The organism is Streptomyces sp. NPDC102406, assembly GCF_044765725.1.
In the GTDB taxonomy this organism is placed as follows: Bacteria; Actinomycetota; Actinomycetes; order Streptomycetales; family Streptomycetaceae; genus Streptomyces.
The window spans coordinates 199,089-214,301 of the sequence record NZ_JBIWKP010000001.1; the positions used below are offsets into that span (position 1 = coordinate 199,089).

At 73.0% G+C, this 15,213-nt stretch carries 14 protein-coding genes; 10 read left to right on the top strand and 4 right to left on the bottom strand.

Annotated elements, in window-relative coordinates; all coding sequences use genetic code 11:
• Positions 1–218 precede the first annotated feature (218 nt).
• Both ACIRF8_RS00995 and ACIRF8_RS01000 read left to right on the top strand, forming a co-directional pair.
• The gene (locus ACIRF8_RS00995) at positions 219–1,607 is read left to right on the top strand and encodes a transcriptional regulator (protein ID WP_404209556.1); all 1,389 of its coding nucleotides are present in this window, start codon (positions 219–221) and stop codon (positions 1,605–1,607) included.
• Positions 1,608–1,761: 154 nt separating this feature from the next.
• Positions 1,762–3,231, top strand: coding sequence for a hypothetical protein (locus ACIRF8_RS01000; RefSeq protein WP_404209558.1), 1,470 nt, complete (start codon positions 1,762–1,764; stop codon positions 3,229–3,231).
• A gap of 14 nt (positions 3,232–3,245) precedes the next feature.
• Here the strand turns inward: ACIRF8_RS01000 and ACIRF8_RS01005 are convergent, their stop codons facing one another.
• Positions 3,246–4,526: an ABC transporter substrate-binding protein gene (locus ACIRF8_RS01005; RefSeq protein WP_404209559.1), complete on the bottom strand. Its 1,281-nt coding sequence runs from the start codon at positions 4,524–4,526 to the stop codon at positions 3,246–3,248.
• A 117-nt stretch (positions 4,527–4,643) separates the two neighbouring features.
• Here ACIRF8_RS01005 and ACIRF8_RS01010 point away from each other — a divergent pair, with 117 nt between their 5' ends.
• Together ACIRF8_RS01010 and purU are read left to right on the top strand one after the other, a co-directional pair.
• Positions 4,644–5,144 (top strand): hypothetical protein, encoded by a 501-nt coding sequence (locus tag ACIRF8_RS01010; protein WP_404209561.1) that lies wholly within the window; start codon positions 4,644–4,646, stop codon positions 5,142–5,144.
• Positions 5,145–5,225: 81 nt separating this feature from the next.
• Complete coding sequence (gene purU, locus ACIRF8_RS01015; protein WP_404209563.1) at positions 5,226–6,107, top strand: formyltetrahydrofolate deformylase; 882 nt, start codon at positions 5,226–5,228, stop codon at positions 6,105–6,107.
• Positions 6,108–6,168: 61 nt separating this feature from the next.
• Here purU and ACIRF8_RS01020 read toward each other — a convergent pair whose 3' ends face one another.
• Together ACIRF8_RS01020 and ACIRF8_RS01025 are read right to left on the bottom strand one after the other, a co-directional pair.
• Entirely contained in the window at positions 6,169–7,470 is a 1,302-nt protein-coding gene (locus tag ACIRF8_RS01020) for an MDMPI N domain containing protein (RefSeq protein ID WP_404209565.1), read from the bottom strand.
• Entirely contained in the window at positions 7,467–8,039 is a 573-nt protein-coding gene (locus ACIRF8_RS01025; RefSeq protein ID WP_404209567.1) for a sigma-70 family RNA polymerase sigma factor, read from the bottom strand. Before ACIRF8_RS01025 ends, ACIRF8_RS01020 begins: the two co-directional genes overlap by 4 nt.
• 325 nt (positions 8,040–8,364) lie before the next feature.
• On the opposite strand from ACIRF8_RS01025, the gene ACIRF8_RS01030 reads away from it, so the two are divergent.
• Positions 8,365–8,727, top strand: coding sequence for an STAS domain-containing protein (locus tag ACIRF8_RS01030; RefSeq protein ID WP_404212204.1), 363 nt, complete (start codon positions 8,365–8,367; stop codon positions 8,725–8,727).
• A gap of 79 nt (positions 8,728–8,806) precedes the next feature.
• Complete coding sequence (locus ACIRF8_RS01035; protein ID WP_404212206.1) at positions 8,807–9,304, top strand: EF-hand domain-containing protein; 498 nt, start codon at positions 8,807–8,809, stop codon at positions 9,302–9,304.
• Positions 9,305–9,317: 13 nt separating this feature from the next.
• Here ACIRF8_RS01035 and ACIRF8_RS01040 read toward each other — a convergent pair whose 3' ends face one another.
• Complete coding sequence (locus ACIRF8_RS01040) at positions 9,318–10,865, bottom strand: class I adenylate-forming enzyme family protein (RefSeq protein WP_404209569.1); 1,548 nt, start codon at positions 10,863–10,865, stop codon at positions 9,318–9,320.
• 154 nt (positions 10,866–11,019) lie between these two features.
• Here ACIRF8_RS01040 and ACIRF8_RS01045 point away from each other — a divergent pair, with 154 nt between their 5' ends.
• The 4 genes from ACIRF8_RS01045 (at position 11,020) to ACIRF8_RS01060 (ending at position 15,151) form a co-directional block, all read left to right on the top strand.
• Entirely contained in the window at positions 11,020–12,222 is a 1,203-nt protein-coding gene (locus tag ACIRF8_RS01045; RefSeq protein ID WP_404209571.1) for an amidohydrolase family protein, read from the top strand.
• Positions 12,223–12,233: 11 nt separating this feature from the next.
• Positions 12,234–13,382 (top strand): acyl-CoA dehydrogenase family protein, encoded by a 1,149-nt coding sequence (locus ACIRF8_RS01050; RefSeq protein WP_404209573.1) that lies wholly within the window; start codon positions 12,234–12,236, stop codon positions 13,380–13,382.
• 2 nt (positions 13,383–13,384) lie between these two features.
• Positions 13,385–14,245 carry an acyl-CoA dehydrogenase family protein gene (locus ACIRF8_RS01055; protein ID WP_404209575.1) on the top strand — a complete coding sequence of 287 codons (861 nt, stop codon included), beginning with the start codon at positions 13,385–13,387 and terminating at the stop codon, positions 14,243–14,245.
• 441 nt (positions 14,246–14,686) lie between these two features.
• Positions 14,687–15,151, top strand: a complete 465-nt coding sequence (locus tag ACIRF8_RS01060) for an ATP-binding protein (protein ID WP_404209577.1) — start codon at positions 14,687–14,689, stop codon at positions 15,149–15,151.
• Positions 15,152–15,213 lie beyond the last annotated feature (62 nt).

Sequence of the window (15,213 nt, forward strand, 5' to 3'; positions counted from 1 at the left end):
GCGGGGGCGCGCACGCGAGACGGCGGCGGGGGCTGGGTAGTGCGGTGAGGGAACGAGGGGGAGACCGGGACGAGTCCATGAAGGGCCGCGACACGCCGAGTGCGTGGTTTGCTACCCGTTTGTGGTGCATCTTCCGTTTCTCCGCCGGGCAGTGATCCATCGATCCGGCTGTCGTCGGCAGCCGGCCACCGGGAGACGGGCACAGCAGGGGGTACGCCATGGCCGCACGGCCACTCGTCGCGCGACAGCCCAACGAACGGCTTCAGGCACTCATCCAGGAGGCGGGTTGTTCCAACGCCGGCCTGGCCCGCCGGGTCAACATGTGCGGAGCGGAGCACGGCCTCGACCTGCGCTACGACAAGACGTCGGTGGCGCGCTGGCTGCGCGGGCAGCAGCCGCGCGGCCGGGCGCCGGGGATCATCGCCGAGGCCCTGGGCCGCAAACTCGGCCGCACCGTGACGATCGACGAGATCGGCATGGCCAACGGCAAGAACCTCGCCTCGGGCGTGGGACTCCAGTTCTCGCCGACCGTGCTCGGCGCCATCGAGCAGGTGTGTGAGCTGTGGCGCAGCGACGTGGGGCGCAGGGACTTCCTGTCCGGGGCCTCCGTGGCGTCGTCGGCGCTGGTCGAGCCCAGCCGCGACTGGCTGATCTCCGTGCCGGACTCGCAGGTCGCGCGGGCCGCGGGGCCACGGGTCGGCCCCTCGGACGTGGCGGCGGTGCGGGCGATGACGCGGGCGCTGACCGAGCTCGACCACCAGTACGGCAGCGGGCATGTGCGCCCGGTGCTCGTGCACTACCTGAACAGCGTGGTGAGCGGACTGCTCGCCGGGTCCTACCGGGAAGCCGTGGGGCGTGAACTGTTCGCCGCAGTGGCCCGGTTGACGGAGCTGGCCGGGTACATGGCGATCGACACCGGGCAGCCGGGCCTCGCCCAGCGCTACTACATCCAGGCGCTCAGGCTGGCCCAGGCCGCGGGGGACCGCGGGTACGGCGGGTACGTACTGGCCGCGTCCATGAGCCACTTGGCGGCGCAGCTCGGCAACCCGCGCGAGATCGCCCAGCTCGCCCGCGCGGCTCAGGAGGGGGCGCGCGGGCGCGTGACGCCGCGTGCGGAGGCGATGTTCCACGCCGCCGAGGCGCGCGGCCACGCCCTTCTCGGGGACGCCAGGGCCGCGCAGGCCGCCTCCGGCGCGGCGATCGGCGCCATGGAGCGGGCCGACGGGCAGACCGGCTCCGGGGACGACCCGGACTGGATCAGCCATTTCGGCCACGCCTACCTCGCCGACGAACTCGCGCACTGCCACCGGGACTTGGGTCAGGCGCGGGACGCGGCGCGGTGCGCGCGCGAAGCGCTCGACGGGCATCCGGAGTCGCGGACCAGGCGGCGCGCCATCGGGCTCGTCCTGCTGGCCACGGCGCAGGTGCAGCAGCGGGAGGTGGAACAGGCCTGTGCCACCGGACTTCAGGCCGCCGAGCTGCTGGGCACGGTGCGTTCCAACCGGGGCGCGGAGTACCTGGAGGACTTCAAGGAACGGCTCGAACCGTTCCGGGAGGAGCCGGTGGTACGGGAGTTCGGGGCGCGCGTGGAGCTACAGGCGGCGTGAACGAGGGCGGTCGGGCGCAAAACCAGCGCCCGACCGGCTTGTTTTGTTACTCCTGTCACGGGGGAGGCTCCCTGAGTTTGAGGTGCGTAGCACGGGCGTGCGGGAACCCGGTAGCGTGAGCCGACGATTCCGACCCCCCTACGTAGGAGTCCCGGTGACGCAGCAGCGCGGACAGGGTGAAGATCCGCATCTTCCCGCGGCACGGCAGGCACATGAAGGCGTCGTGCTGCCCGCCGACGGCGGAGAGCCCCTGTTGCCGGGCACGTTCGGCGACCAGGCGGGACCCGCGGGCGCCTCGCCGTGGGGCCAGCCGTGGGGGCCCGACTCCCAGCAGGCCCAGGCCGCCGGTCCGATGCCGACGTACGAGTGGGGGCAGCCGTCCGCGCAGCCTCAGCCTCAGCCTCAGCCCGGGGCTCCGCTGCCGCCTCAGCAGCAACAGCCGCGGCACGGGCGGTCGGCCCCGCTGCCGCCCGCCGCGCCCACCGGCTACGACGGCTCGCACGGCGGGGCCTACGGCGCTCCGTACGCCGGTGCCTCCTTCGACGGTGACGCCACGCAGTACATCGCGCCCGTCCCGCAGCAGCCGGGCCCGCACCCGCAGGCCGCCGCGCCGCTGCCGCCCGAGGCGCCCGCCCCGGACGACACGCGGTACCTGGGGCACGCGGTGCGGCAGCCCATGCCGGGGGCGCTGCCCGACGCGGTACCGGGCGGCCCGGACAGCGAGGCGACCCAGTACATACCGCCGGTGCCCGCGGAGCCGTCGCAGCCGTCGCCGCAGAATGGCGCCTACGACGTCCGCCCCGGTGCGCCGGGTGAGCGGCAGCCGCCCGCCGAGTTCGACGCCCTGTTCCGTACGGAGCCGGAGGGCGGGGCCGCGTCGACGCAGCAGATGCCGCGCTTCGACCCGCACGCGCAGCAGAGCCCGGCCGGGCCCGGACCCCAGTACCCGCAGCAGCGGGCGTACGAGCCGGAGCCGTCGCGCCGCAAGGCCCGCACCGGTTCGAAGCTGCCGCTGATCGCCGCGGTCGGCGTCGCCCTCCTCGTCGTCGGTGTCGGCGCGGGCGCCATGCTCAGCAGTGGCGGGGACGACGACAAGAAGGCGGACGCGACCCAGACCGTCTCGGACTCCTCGCCCGCCGCCTCGGACCAGTCGTCGCCGCCCGCCGACCCCGCCAGGGAGCAGGCCGTCGCCCTCGACAAGCTGCTCGCCGACTCCAACAACAGCCGCGAAGCGGTCGTCGGGGCCGTCGCCGACATCGGGGCCTGCAAGGAACTCGGCCCGGCCTCCCAGGCGCTGCGGGACGCCGCGAGCCAGCGCAACAACCTGGTGACGCGCCTCAACGCCCTCGCCGTGGACCAGCTCCCCGACCACGTCGCCCTGAAGGACGCGCTCACCCGGGCGTGGAAGGCGTCCGCGTCGGCGGACAGCCACTACGCGGCGTGGGGCGACCAGGTCGCCGGGAAGAAGGGCTGCCACAAGGGGCGGGCCAGGGTGACGCCGCAGCGCCGCGCGGGCGACTCCGACAGCAGTACGGCCTCCACCGAGAAGACGAAGGCCGCCGGGCTGTGGAACACGATCGCCGACAAGTACCTGCTGACCCGGCGCACGGCCGTGCAGCTCTAGTCGGGCCCTGCGGCTCAGGGCGCCTTCGCCAGCGTGTCCGTCACGTCGACCTGGCCCTCGCGGCTCGCGACGAGATGTCCCCGGGTCACCTTCTGGAAGGTGACCCGGGCGTTGACCAGGCGCGGATAGTCACCGGCCGCGGACATGTGGTCGTAGCCCCAGCGCAGTGGGGGAGTGAGGCCGCCCGTCGTGACCTCCGCGCCCTTGTCGAGAGCGATGCGCAGGGCGCGCGCGCTCACCTCGCCGTCGCCGAGCCCCTCGACGGCCTGCTTCAGGACGGTGTACGCGATCCAGGTGGTCTGCACGCCCGCGTCCGCCGGGTCGATCCGGTTGTCGCCGAAGGCGTGCTCGCCGACCGCCTTGCGCATCGGCCCCCAGCGCTCGTCGTCGGCCGCCGGGTACCAGCCGGTGACGTACGCGCCCTCGTACGGGCTGTTCGCGCCACCGGTGCGGTCGATGACGGACTGGTCGACGCTGCCGAGGACGGTCGACGTCCGCACCGCCGGGTAGTCGTCGCGCAGCCGCCGGAACGAGTCGAAGAACGTGTCCGTACGTTCCCCGAGCACGGCGGCGACGCAGCCCTCGCCGGCGGGCCCGGCGCTCGCGGTGGCCAGGGCGCGGCGCGCCGCGTCGCCGTAGTCGGTGGCGTCCTCCGCGGCGCGCAGGTCGGTGGCGGCGGGCCGGTCGCGCAGGGCGAGGCCCGTGTCGAGCAGGGCCGGGAGCCCGTCGCCCGCGATGGTGTCGGGCCGGACCAGGACGGTGCGCCCGCACGTCGCGGCGAGCTGCTCCCCGTTGCCCGCCAGCAGGGCGGCCTGGCCGCCGTTGACCGGGTAGGACAGCGGGCTGGTGAACTCGGCGTCGGTGACGCCGTAGCCGCCGATGTAGGGGATGCCGGCCGCCTCCAGCGGGGAGAGGAAGGCGCGGCCGTGCTGGCTGTAGGAGCCGACGACGGCGACGACGTGCCGGTCGACGGCCGCGCGGGCGCACTTCGCGGCACCCACGCTGTCGTTGTGGTCGTTGCAGGTGAGGACCTTCAGGGTGCGCCCGCCGAGGCCGCCGTGGGCGTTGACCCAGCGCGCGTACGCCTGGGCCATGGCGGGCATGCCGGGCATGTTCGTCGCGGCGGTCCGCTCCGGGGCCCAGGTCATCACGGTGACCGCCTCGTCCCCCGCGCCCGCGGTGGTCCCGGGGACCAGTCCGCAGCCGGCGAGGAGGGCCGCGCCCGTGGCGAGGGCGGTGGCGAGGGCGGTGATACGGAAGGTGCGCTTGCTGAGGGTGGGGCGCCGACCGGTCATGGGCCCGCACGATTCCGGCACATCCGGAACCGGTGAGTGACCAGCGGTCAACACGGGGTGACAGGGAGGTGAATTACGGGGGGAGGTCGGGGCATCGCGGGGTGGGACGTACGATCGATGACCGTGCAAAGCTCGGAGAAGTCTTCCCGCCGTGGCCGTCGCTCCACGAAAATGGACGGCATGCCACTCAACGACATGCCGTGGTGGCGCTGGCGCAGCAATGTGCGCTCCGCGCTGCACATGCTCTCCGACCCGTCCTTCCAACAGAACGTCTGGCTCGCGGGTGTGGACGGGTACGGGGACGTGACCGACGCCGTCTACCGGCTCGTCGAGGACACCTGGCTGGACAACTGGTCGGCCGAGAAGTACGTGGGGACGATATTCCGGGACTCGCAGGAAGCGGCCCTGGTCGACACCGCCGTGCTGCGGGTCCTGCGGATCATGCACCAGGTCGGGCCGGACGCGCCGGTCTCCGCCTATCTGAACGACCCGGGATGGCCCGAGGCCGTGCGGTCGGCCCGTGACGCCCATGTGCGGCTGGCCACCAGCGACGGCGAGGACCCGGACGACGCGCCCCGGACCCTCGAAGTGCTGCGGATCATGACGCGGGCCGCGTAGCGCGGGTGACGGGCGGTCCCGGTACGTCCGCTTCGCGGGACACGCGGTCGCCGGACGCCGCCGATGTGCGAACCTTTTCGCATGAACGCGCCCGCACCCGTTTCCACCACCGGCTCCGAGCAGTACGTCCTCATCCTCTCCTGCCCCGACAAGCAGGGCATCGTGCACGCCGTGTCGAGCTACCTCTTCATGACCGGCTGCAACATCGAGGACAGCCAGCAGTTCGGTGACCACGACACGGGACTCTTCTTCATGCGCGTCCACTTCAGCGCGGACGCCCCCGTCACCGTGGAGAAGCTGCGCGCCAGCTTCGCCGCGATCGGGGACTCGTTCCGGATGGACTGGCAGATCCACCGGGCCTCGGACCGGATGAGGGTCGTCCTGATGGTCAGCAAGTTCGGGCACTGCCTGAACGACCTGCTCTTCCGGGCCCGGATCGGCGCGCTGCCCGTCGACATCGCGGCCGTGGTCTCCAACCACCGGGACTTCGCGGAGCTCGTCGGCTCCTACGACATCCCCTTCCACCACATCCCGGTCACCAAGGACACCAAGGCGCAGGCCGAGCAGCAGGTCCTCGACCTGGTGCGGGCGGAGGGCGTCGAGCTGGTCGTGCTCGCCCGGTACATGCAGGTGCTCTCGGACGACCTGTGCAAGCAGCTCAGCGGGCGGATCATCAACATCCACCACTCGTTCCTGCCGAGCTTCAAGGGCGCGAAGCCGTACCACCAGGCGCATGCGCGCGGGGTGAAGCTGATCGGGGCGACCGCGCACTACGTGACCGCCGACCTCGACGAGGGGCCGATCATCGAGCAGGAGGTCGAGCGGGTCGGGCACGATGTCACGCCTGACCAGTTGGTGGCGATCGGGCGGGACGTGGAGTGCCAGGCGCTGGCGCGGGCCGTCAAGTGGCACGCGGAGCGGCGCATCCTGCTGAACGGGCGGCGGACCGTCGTTTTCGCCTAGGCCGTTCGCCGGGTGCTGCTCCGGGTGGGGCAGTACCCGGTCCCCCGTGGCGAACGCTCGGTCACAAGCGGCTCAGCGCCGCCGTCGCCGACAGGACCTCCCGGATCGCCTCCCGGTCGCCCACTCCGCCCGCCGCCGCCTCGTCCGGCGACACATGGCCCGCGGCCAGGCGGCAGAACTCCACCCCGTCGAGGGCGACATGCGCCACCTGGCGCCCGGCGGAGCCGTCCGCCGGGGAGTCCAGGGCGATCAGCCACTCGCCGCCGCCCGCCCCCTCGACCTCCAGGCGCAGACTGCGGCCGGGCTCGTCCGCCGGGGCGCAGGTGCCCCGGCGCGCGGCGAGGGAGGCGGGGAGCATCCGCGCCGCGAGGTCGATCATGCGGTTGAGGTGGCGCGGCGAGGGCGGCTCGTACGGGTAGTCCACCGCGTCCGCGATGTCACCGGCGTGGATCCAGCACTCGAAGGCCCGGTCGATCATGGCGTCCCGCAGGGGCAGGTCGAACGCGCCGTAGGAGACGGGGAGTTGGCCCGAGCCGCCGGGGCCGGCGGTGTCCGAACCGGCGAAGGACACCGTGCGGATGAGGGCGTGCGACTGGTCCCGCCAGGGCGCCCGCACGGCCCGCGTCAACGGGAAGTGGGACGCCTTCCAGTGCGCTTCGGTGCGCTCGGCCGGCCCGAGCCCCTCCAGCGCGGCGGCGACGGCCGCGTGGTCGCCGTCGGTCGGGCGGAGCGGGGTGCCGGGGGCGGGGTCGTCGAGGCCGAGGGCGCGGGCGACCAGGCCGTCGACGCCGGTGAGATGGGCGATCACCCCGGCGACCGTGGTCCTGCGGCTGACCTGCTCCTCGTGCTCGTACCAGCGCAGCCGCACCGGCGCGTGCCACTCGCTCTCGCCGATGTCCTTGAGCAGGGCGTCGAGGCGGGCGGTCTCCGCGTCGTAGGGGGCGGCCCAGCCGGGGACCGGGATGCGGGCCGGGCGCCGGGACAGGCAGCCCTCCAGGACGCGGGAGCGCAGCATCGGGTCGAGGTCGAGGGACTCCTCGGGGTGCAGCAGGCCGACGGCGTCCCGCAGGCGCAGCGCTTCCTCGGCGCAGGTGCCGCAGTCGAGCAGGTGGTCGTCGACGGCGGCGGATTCCTCGGGCGAGCAGGCGGACAGGGCCCAGGCGCCGAGCAGTGACTTGAGGACGTGGTGGTCGAGGACGACCGGCGCGGGCGCGGGCGGTGCGGGGAGCGGGCGCCCGGTGTCCTCGACGGAGGTGCGCGGGGGCGGTATCCGTGGCGCGTCCGCCGCGCCGCCGGGGTGCTGCCCCTCCCACGGTTCGCCGTCGAAGGGGTCGAAGGGACCGGGGCCGGGCGTCCCGCTCATGCGGGCCTCCCGTACCGGCCGGGCGGTGTGCCGCTGTCGTGAGCCGTGGACAGCAGTTGCAGGCCGAGGCGGAGGCGGCGGCGCGCCTCGTCCTCGGTGACGCCGAGGTCGGCGGCGGTCTGGCGGTAGTCGCGGCGCTGGAAGTAGGCGAGTTCCAGGGCGGCCCTGAGCGGGGCGGGCATCGACGTCACGATGTAGTCGGCGCGGGCCGCCGCGGAGGCGTGACGCACTTTGCGCTCCAGGTCCTCGGTGGTGCCGAGGCCGGTGCGCACGAGGGCGGCGGACTCGGTCTGGCGCAGCCGCTGGACGGCCTGGTGGTGGGCGAGGGTGGCGATGAACGAGCGCAGGGGACCCTGCTTGGGTTCGTACGCCTCGGGGTTCTCCCAGATGTGGGTGAAGACCTCGCGGGTGATCTGGTCGGCGGCGTCCTCGTCGTCCAGGACGCGGTGGGCGAGGCCGTGCACGAGGGACGCGAAGCGGTCGTACAGCTCGCCGAGGGCGGCGGCCTCGCCGTGCGCGAGGCGCTGCTGCATCCTCCGGTCCCAGCGGGACGGAGTCTCCTTGGGCATGGGGCCCCCTCACCGACCGCCCGTGCTGCTCAACTGCTGAACTGCTTGTCTTCTCCTCGAATGTAGTGCGCGGCGCCGACAACGCACGCACCTTTGCCGCATTGTGCGCGGCGGGGCAGGAGTGAATGGTAAAGAACAGCCGAGAACGTTGACCGTAAGTGCTCGATTGTGACCGGGTCGGTCTTAACCAGGTCATATGTGATAGGTCTGCGGGGGTTGTTTCAGCGCATCGCCACGCGGGCAGCCGCGCAGTGCAAGCGTAGTGACAGGTTCCGTATCCGGGATCACTGGCGAGCGAGAGGAGGGGTGGCGCGTGACGCTCAGGATGAGTGAGAGCGGACGGGGCGACTGGGCCGTCGTACGGGTGTCGGGAGAGATGGACCTCGTGACCTCCCCCGCGCTGCGGCAGCAGGTCCACGACGCGGTCGCCGACGGGCGGCGCAGCCTCGTGCTCGACCTCTCCGACGTGCTGTTCTGCGACTCCAGCGGCGTCGGTGTCCTCATCGCCGCCCGCCGCTTGATGCGCTCGTGCCAGGGGCGGCTCCGGGTGATCCTGCCGGCCCAGGGCGCGGTCGACGGCTCGCACGTGAACCGGGTGCTCGCCGCGCTCGGTGTCCGCCGCCTCTTCGAGGTGTACCCGGACGTCACGGCGGCCGTGGACGACGAGGCGGAGCCGTTGTCCGCCTGAGATTCCGCCTGAGAGCCCGTCCTCGCGGACGTACGCTCCGAGGTGTAGGACCCACCGATGCGAGAGGCGGCTCATGAGCATGGACGAGCGGAGGATCGCGGCCCGGTTCACCGGCTTCGACCAGGACGGCAACGGATACATCGACCGCGAGGACTTCTACGCCGCGGCCAAGGCGCTGCTCGCCGAGTTCGGCGCGACCGCCCGTTGCGACAAGGGGCAGGCGCTGTTCGCCGGGGCCGAGGCGTTCTGGCAGGGCATGGCCGGGATCGCGGACGTGGACGGGGACCAGCGGGTGACCCGGGGGGAGTTCGTGACCGGGGCCGTGAAGCGGCTGCGGGACAGCCCGGAGCGGTTCGCCGAGATCGCGCGGCCGTTCCTGCGCGGCGCCATCGAGGTCGCCGACCCCGAGGGCCCCGGCATCGGCGCGGACGCGGCCCGGCGGGCCCTGCGCGTGCTGGGTGTCGAGGAGCGGTCCGCCGCGGCGGCCGTGGCGGCGCTGGACGCGGACGGCGACGGGCGGATCGCGGAGGAAGAACTGGTGCGCGGGTTCGCCGCGTACTTCACCGTCCCCGAGTGAGCACCCGCCCGCGTCACTGTCGCGGGCCGGACCCGTACCGCTCCCGGAGCTTGTACTTGAGCACCTTCCTCAGCGTCTCGTTGCGGGGCAGGGCCTGAACGACCTCCACCTGCTCGGGCAGTTTGAAGGTCGACAGGCCCTGGCCGCGCAGGTACGCCGTCACGGCGTCCGGGGTCAGCGGTGCGGTCCCCGGCGCCGGTTCGAGGACCGCGCAGACCCGCTCCCCGCGCTCCGCGTCCGGCAGGCCGATGACGGCTGCGTCCTGGACCCCGGGGTGCCGGTGCAGCAGGTCCTCGATCTCCTTGGCGGAGATGTTCTCGCCCTTGCGGATGATGATGTCCTTGGCGCGCCCGGTGAGGACGAGATGCCCGCTGGGCAGGAGGTGGCCCAGGTCGCCGGTGATCAGGAAGCCGTCCGCGTCGAAGGCGTCGGCGCTCTGGCGCGGGTCCAGATAGCCCTGGCAGACCGCCTCCCCGCGCAGCCTGACCTCGCCGTCGACCCCGGCCGGGAGCTGCTTGCCGTCGGCGTCGACCGTCCGGATCTCCATGCCCGCGGGCGGGCGGCCCTCCGTCGTCGCCAGATGGTCCGCCGTGTCGTCCGGCGCCCCCATCGTGATCATGGGGACCTCGGTCATGCCGTACCCGTGGGTGAGCTGTACGCCCATCTCGCGCACCACGGCGTGGTAGATCTCCGGCGGCTTGGGCGCGCCGCCGCCCGCGAGGAGCCGCAGCGTCGGTATCAACGGCCGCCCGGGGTCCTTGCGTTGCTCGGTCAGGAACATCGAGTAGAACGCCGTCGAACCGCCCGCGACCGTCACTCCGTGCCGCCGGTACTCCTCCAGCGCGTCCGGCAGGGCGAACTGCTCGAACATCACCGCGGGGAACCCGTACAGGAGCAGCATCACCGTGTAGTCGGGGCCCGCGATGTGCGCGTAGGGGAACGCCATGGAGCCGACGTCGCGGGCGGACAGGCGCAGGGCGTGGGCGAGGCAGGAGCCGCCCGCGATGAGGGAGCGGTCGGTGTGCAGGACGCCCTTGGGGTCGGAGGTCGTGCCGGAGGTCCAGTAGATCCAGCGGACCGTGGTGCCGTCGGCGGGCGGGGGCGGGAGGACGGACGGGTCGGCCTCGGGCAGGCCCTCGTACGCCTCGAAGACGCCGGGGGCGCCGAGGCGGCGCGCCATGGCGGTGTGGTCGAAGCCGCGCCAGGTGCCGGGTGTCGCGAAGAAGCGGGCCCTCGACTCCCGCAGGGCGAAGCCGACCTCGCGGTCCCGGTAGAACGGGATGACCGGGGTCTGGACGGCGCCGAGACGGGCCAGCGCGAAGCTGAGCACGGCCGTCTCGATGCGGGTGGGCAGTTGCCAGGCGACCACGGTGCCCGGGCGGACGCCGCGTGCGTGGAGGGCCGCCGCGACCCGCTCGGCGCGGTCCCGCAGCCCGCCGAAGGTGAGGACGCGCTCGCCCTGGAGGAGGACCGGGCGGTCGGGGGTGAGCGCGGCGCGGCGCTCGACCAGTTCCCAGAGCGTGCGGGAGGCCCCCAGGGCGTGTGCGGTGCTCTGCGTCATTGCCGTGACCCCCCTGAGCGCCGCGCGCGGCGCCATAACTGACGGACCATCAGAACCAGGGGAGAGCGTAAGTCCGCGCTCCTTGTCGGTCCAGAGGCGCGGGGCTAGCCTGCATCTGACGGGTCATCAGGTAACGCGGAGAGGCTCAGTAGTCATGACGGAACTGCCGCGCATCGTCAGCGTCGACGACCATGTGATCGAACCGGCCCACCTCTTCGAGACCTGGCTGCCGGCCAAGTACCGCGACCGCGGCCCGAAGCCGCTCACCGCCGGGATCGGCGAGCTCGCCTACGAGGCGGGCAAGTACCGGATCACCATGGACCCCGACGGACCGCCGACCGACTGGTGGGTCTACGAGGACCTGACATTCCCGTACAAGCGCAACATCGCCGCGGTCGGGTTCGACCGGGACGACATGACCCTCGAAGGCATCACCCGGGCCGAGATGCGGCGCGGCTGCTGGGACCCCAAGGCGCGCCTCGACGACATGGACCTCAACCACGTCGAGGCGTCCCTCTGCTTCCCGACCTTCCCGCGCTTCTGCGGCCAGACGTTCGCCGAGGCGCACGACAAGGAGACCGCGCTCGCCTGCGTACGCGCCTACAACGACTGGATGGTCGAGGAGTGGTGCGGCGACAGCGGCGGCCGGCTCATCCCGCTCTGCATCATCCCGCTGTGGGACATCGACCTCGCCGTCGCCGAGATCCGGCGCAACGCGGCCCGCGGCGTACGGGCGGTCACCTTCTCCGAGATCCCCACCCACCTGGGCCTGCCGTCGATCCACTCCGGGTACTGGGACCCCTTCTTCGCCGTGTGCCAGGAGACCGGGACCGTCGTCAACATGCACATCGGCTCCTCCTCCCAGATGCCGGCCGCCTCCCCCGACGCACCCCCGGCCGTACAGGCCGCGCTCAGCTTCAACAACGCGATGGCGTCGATGATGGACTTCCTGTTCAGCGGCGTGCTGGTGAAGCACCCGACGCTCAAACTCGCCTACAGCGAGGGCCAGATGGGCTGGATCCCGTACGCCCTGGAGCGCGCCGACGACGTGTGGGAGGAGCACCGCGCGTGGGGCGGCGTCCGGGACATCGTCCCCGAGCCGCCGTCCACGTACTACTACCGGCAGATGTTCTGCTGCTTCTTCCGCGACAAGCACGGCGTCGCCTCGCTCGACGTCGTCGGTCGCGACAATGCCACCTTCGAGACGGACTACCCGCACGTCGACTCGACCTTCCCGAACACCAAGGAGGTCGCCCTCGACCATGTGAAGGGCCTCGACGACGAGACCGTGTACAAACTGATGCGCGGCAACGCCATCCGCATGCTCGGCCTGGACCTCGACAAGCCGGCCAGGTAGGCCGCGCCCCCATGGACCTCGCGTACACCGAGGAGGAAGAGGGGTTCCGGGCCCGCCTGCGGGAGTGGCTCGCGGCCACCCTGCCGGCCCTCCCGGCGAAGCCGTCGCCCACGGACTGGCCCGGACGCCGCGCCTACGACACGGGATGGCAGCGCAGGCTCCACGACGCCGGGTACGGGGAGATCCACTGGGACGCCTCACCCACCACCCGGCTCATCTTCCTGGAGGAGACGGAGAAGGCGGGCGCGCCCTACGTGGGCGCCAACTTCGTCGGCCTGCTGCACGCCGGGCCCACCGTCGCCGCCGAGGGCAGCGAACGGCAGCGGGCCCGCTGGCTGGCGCCGATCCTGCGCGGCGAGGAGGTGTGGTGCCAGGGCTTCAGCGAACCGGACGCCGGGTCCGACCTCGCGGCGCTCCGCACGCGCGCGGTGCGCGACGGCGACACGTACGTGGTCAACGGCTCGAAGATCTGGACCTCGCACGCCGAGGTCGCCGACTGGTGCGAACTGCTCGTCCGCACCGACCCCGACGCCCCCGCGCACCGCGGCATCTCCTGGCTCGCCATGCCGATGGACACCCCGGGCATCACCGTGCGCCCGCTGCGCACCCTCGCCGGGTCGACGGAGTTCGCGGAGATGTTCCTCGACGACGTACGGGTGCCCGTCGCCCACCGGGTCGGGGCCGAGAACGACGGCTGGCGCGTCACGATGGTCACCTTGTCGTTCGAACGCGGCACCGCCTTCGTCGGAGAGGTCGTCGCCTGCCGCCGCACCCTGGGGGAACTGGCGGCCCACGCACGCGCGAGCGGACGCTGGGACGACGCCGTACTGCGCCGCGAACTCGCGCTGCTGTCCGCCGAGTTCGGCGCGCTGTGGCGGCTCACCCAGTGGAACGTGAGCGAGGCCCAGGCCGGTGGCGGACGACCCGGCGTGGGCGGCTCCGTCTTCAAGCTCCGCTACTCGCACGCACGGCAGCGGCTCTACGACGCCGCGGCCCAGGTCCTCGGCGGCGCCGGGGCGCTGGACACCGGCCGGGAATGGACGCTCGACCGGCTGGCGTCACTGTCCTACACGATCGCGGCCGGTACGTCGCAGATCCAGCGGAACATCGTCGCCGAACGCATCCTCGGCCTGCCCAAAGAACCGAGAGGAAGCCGCTGACCATGCACTTCCAACTGACGGCGGACCAGCGGGCCCTGCAAGGCGGCACGCGGGACCTGCTCGCCGGGCGGTTCGGCCGGGACGCCCTGCGCGGCGCGGTGGAGCGGCCCGCGCTCGACCGGTCGCTGTGGCGGGAGCTCGGCGCGGCGGGCCTCTTCTCGCTCCGCGTGCCCGAGGCGGCGGGCGGGCTCGGGCTCGGCCTGCCGGAGGCCGTCGTCGTGTTCGAGGAGTGCGGCCGGGCGCTGCTGCCCGGACCCCTCGTGGCCACGTTCCTCGCCGCCGGGGACGTACCGGGCGCGGCCCGCGGCGAGACGGTCGTGACACAGCCGTACGGGGGGCTGCTGCCCTGGCCGGACGCCGCCGACGTGGTGCGCGGCGACGCGGGCGGCGCCGAACCGCTCGCCTCGGTCGACCCGCTCACACCGCTGCACACCGTGCCCGGCGACCGGACCCCGCCCCCGCCGGAGGCCACCCTCCTGTACGCCGCCGAACAGCTCGGCTCGGCCGGCCGCACCCTCGACATGGCCGTCCAACACGCCCGGATCCGCCACCAGTTCGGGCGGCCGGTCGGCGCCTTCCAGGCCGTCAAACACCTTTGCGCCGACATGCTGGTACGGACCGAGATGGCCCGCGTCGCCGTGTACGCGGCCGCCGTGACCCGGGACCCGGCCGAGACCGCCGCCGCGAAGCTGCTCGCCGACGAGGCCGCCGTGCGGGGCGCCCGCGACTGCCTCCAGGTGCACGGCGGCATGGGTTTCACCTGGGAGGCCGATGTGCACCTGCATCTGAAGCGGGCGTGGGTGCGGGCCGAGCTCGGGGGAGGCGCGCGGGCCGCCGAGGACGTGCTCGCCGCCGCCCTGTGAAGATCCGGCGGACGCCTTGAGCAAGGGTGCACGGAGAGTGACGGTCCGCCGATACCGGGTTGTGTCCTTCGGGAGGCTCGTCACGGCGCGGAGTCGGCATCCGGCTCCGGTACCTTGTGGCAGATGCGAGTGGTGCTGAACCCGGGTGAAGGTGCCGGTGTTGCCTCCGAGGCGGCCCCGGGGCCCGGGATGTGCGCCGTTCGCAGCGCAGGGCGGGGCGTCACGCCCGCTTGTTCGACCCCCCTCGATACGCGTCGCACAGTATGCCGCACGCGTACTCCTTCGCGCGGGAATATGCCCGAAGCCCTTGTTGACGTGACTGTACGTCAACCATGCTGTGCAGCAACGGGATCACGGACCGTGATCCTTGGCAGTGTCCAGGATGGTCAGTGGCGCGAGGCAGAACTCCAACGGTCCCGCCGGATTCGGATGGTGTGAGCGGTGCAGGTGCTTCAGGTGCAGTTGGAGGTCGGGGCCGACCCCGCAGAGGTCGGGCGGGCCCGCAGGTGGGTGCGGTCACGCCTCGCCGGTTCGGGGATACAGGCCGATGAGCCGTTGGCCGAGACGCTGGTCCTGCTCGTCTCCGAACTCGTCACCAACGCCGTGGTGCACACCGGACGCCCCGCGGTGCTCCGCATGGTGCTGCCCGGCGTCCAGGGCGTGTGTCCCGGCATGGTGCGGGTGGAGGTGGCCGACGCGAGCGACCGGCCACCGGCGCCCCGGCACGCGGACGGCGAGGCGACGAACGGGCGCGGCCTGGAACTCGTCGACGGGCTCGCCGACCGCTGGGGCTGGCGCCCCGAGGGCGCGGGCAAGGCCATCTGGTGCGAACTCGACCGGTGCGCGGCGGCAGCCGCGGCCGGGGGCGTCGGGTCCTACGACGGGGTGGCCTTCGAGGCGGTGTGAGACCGCCCGTGTGCGACCGCTGGGACCCGGGTGGGCGCGCGCCGGGTCCGCTCCCGCCCCGT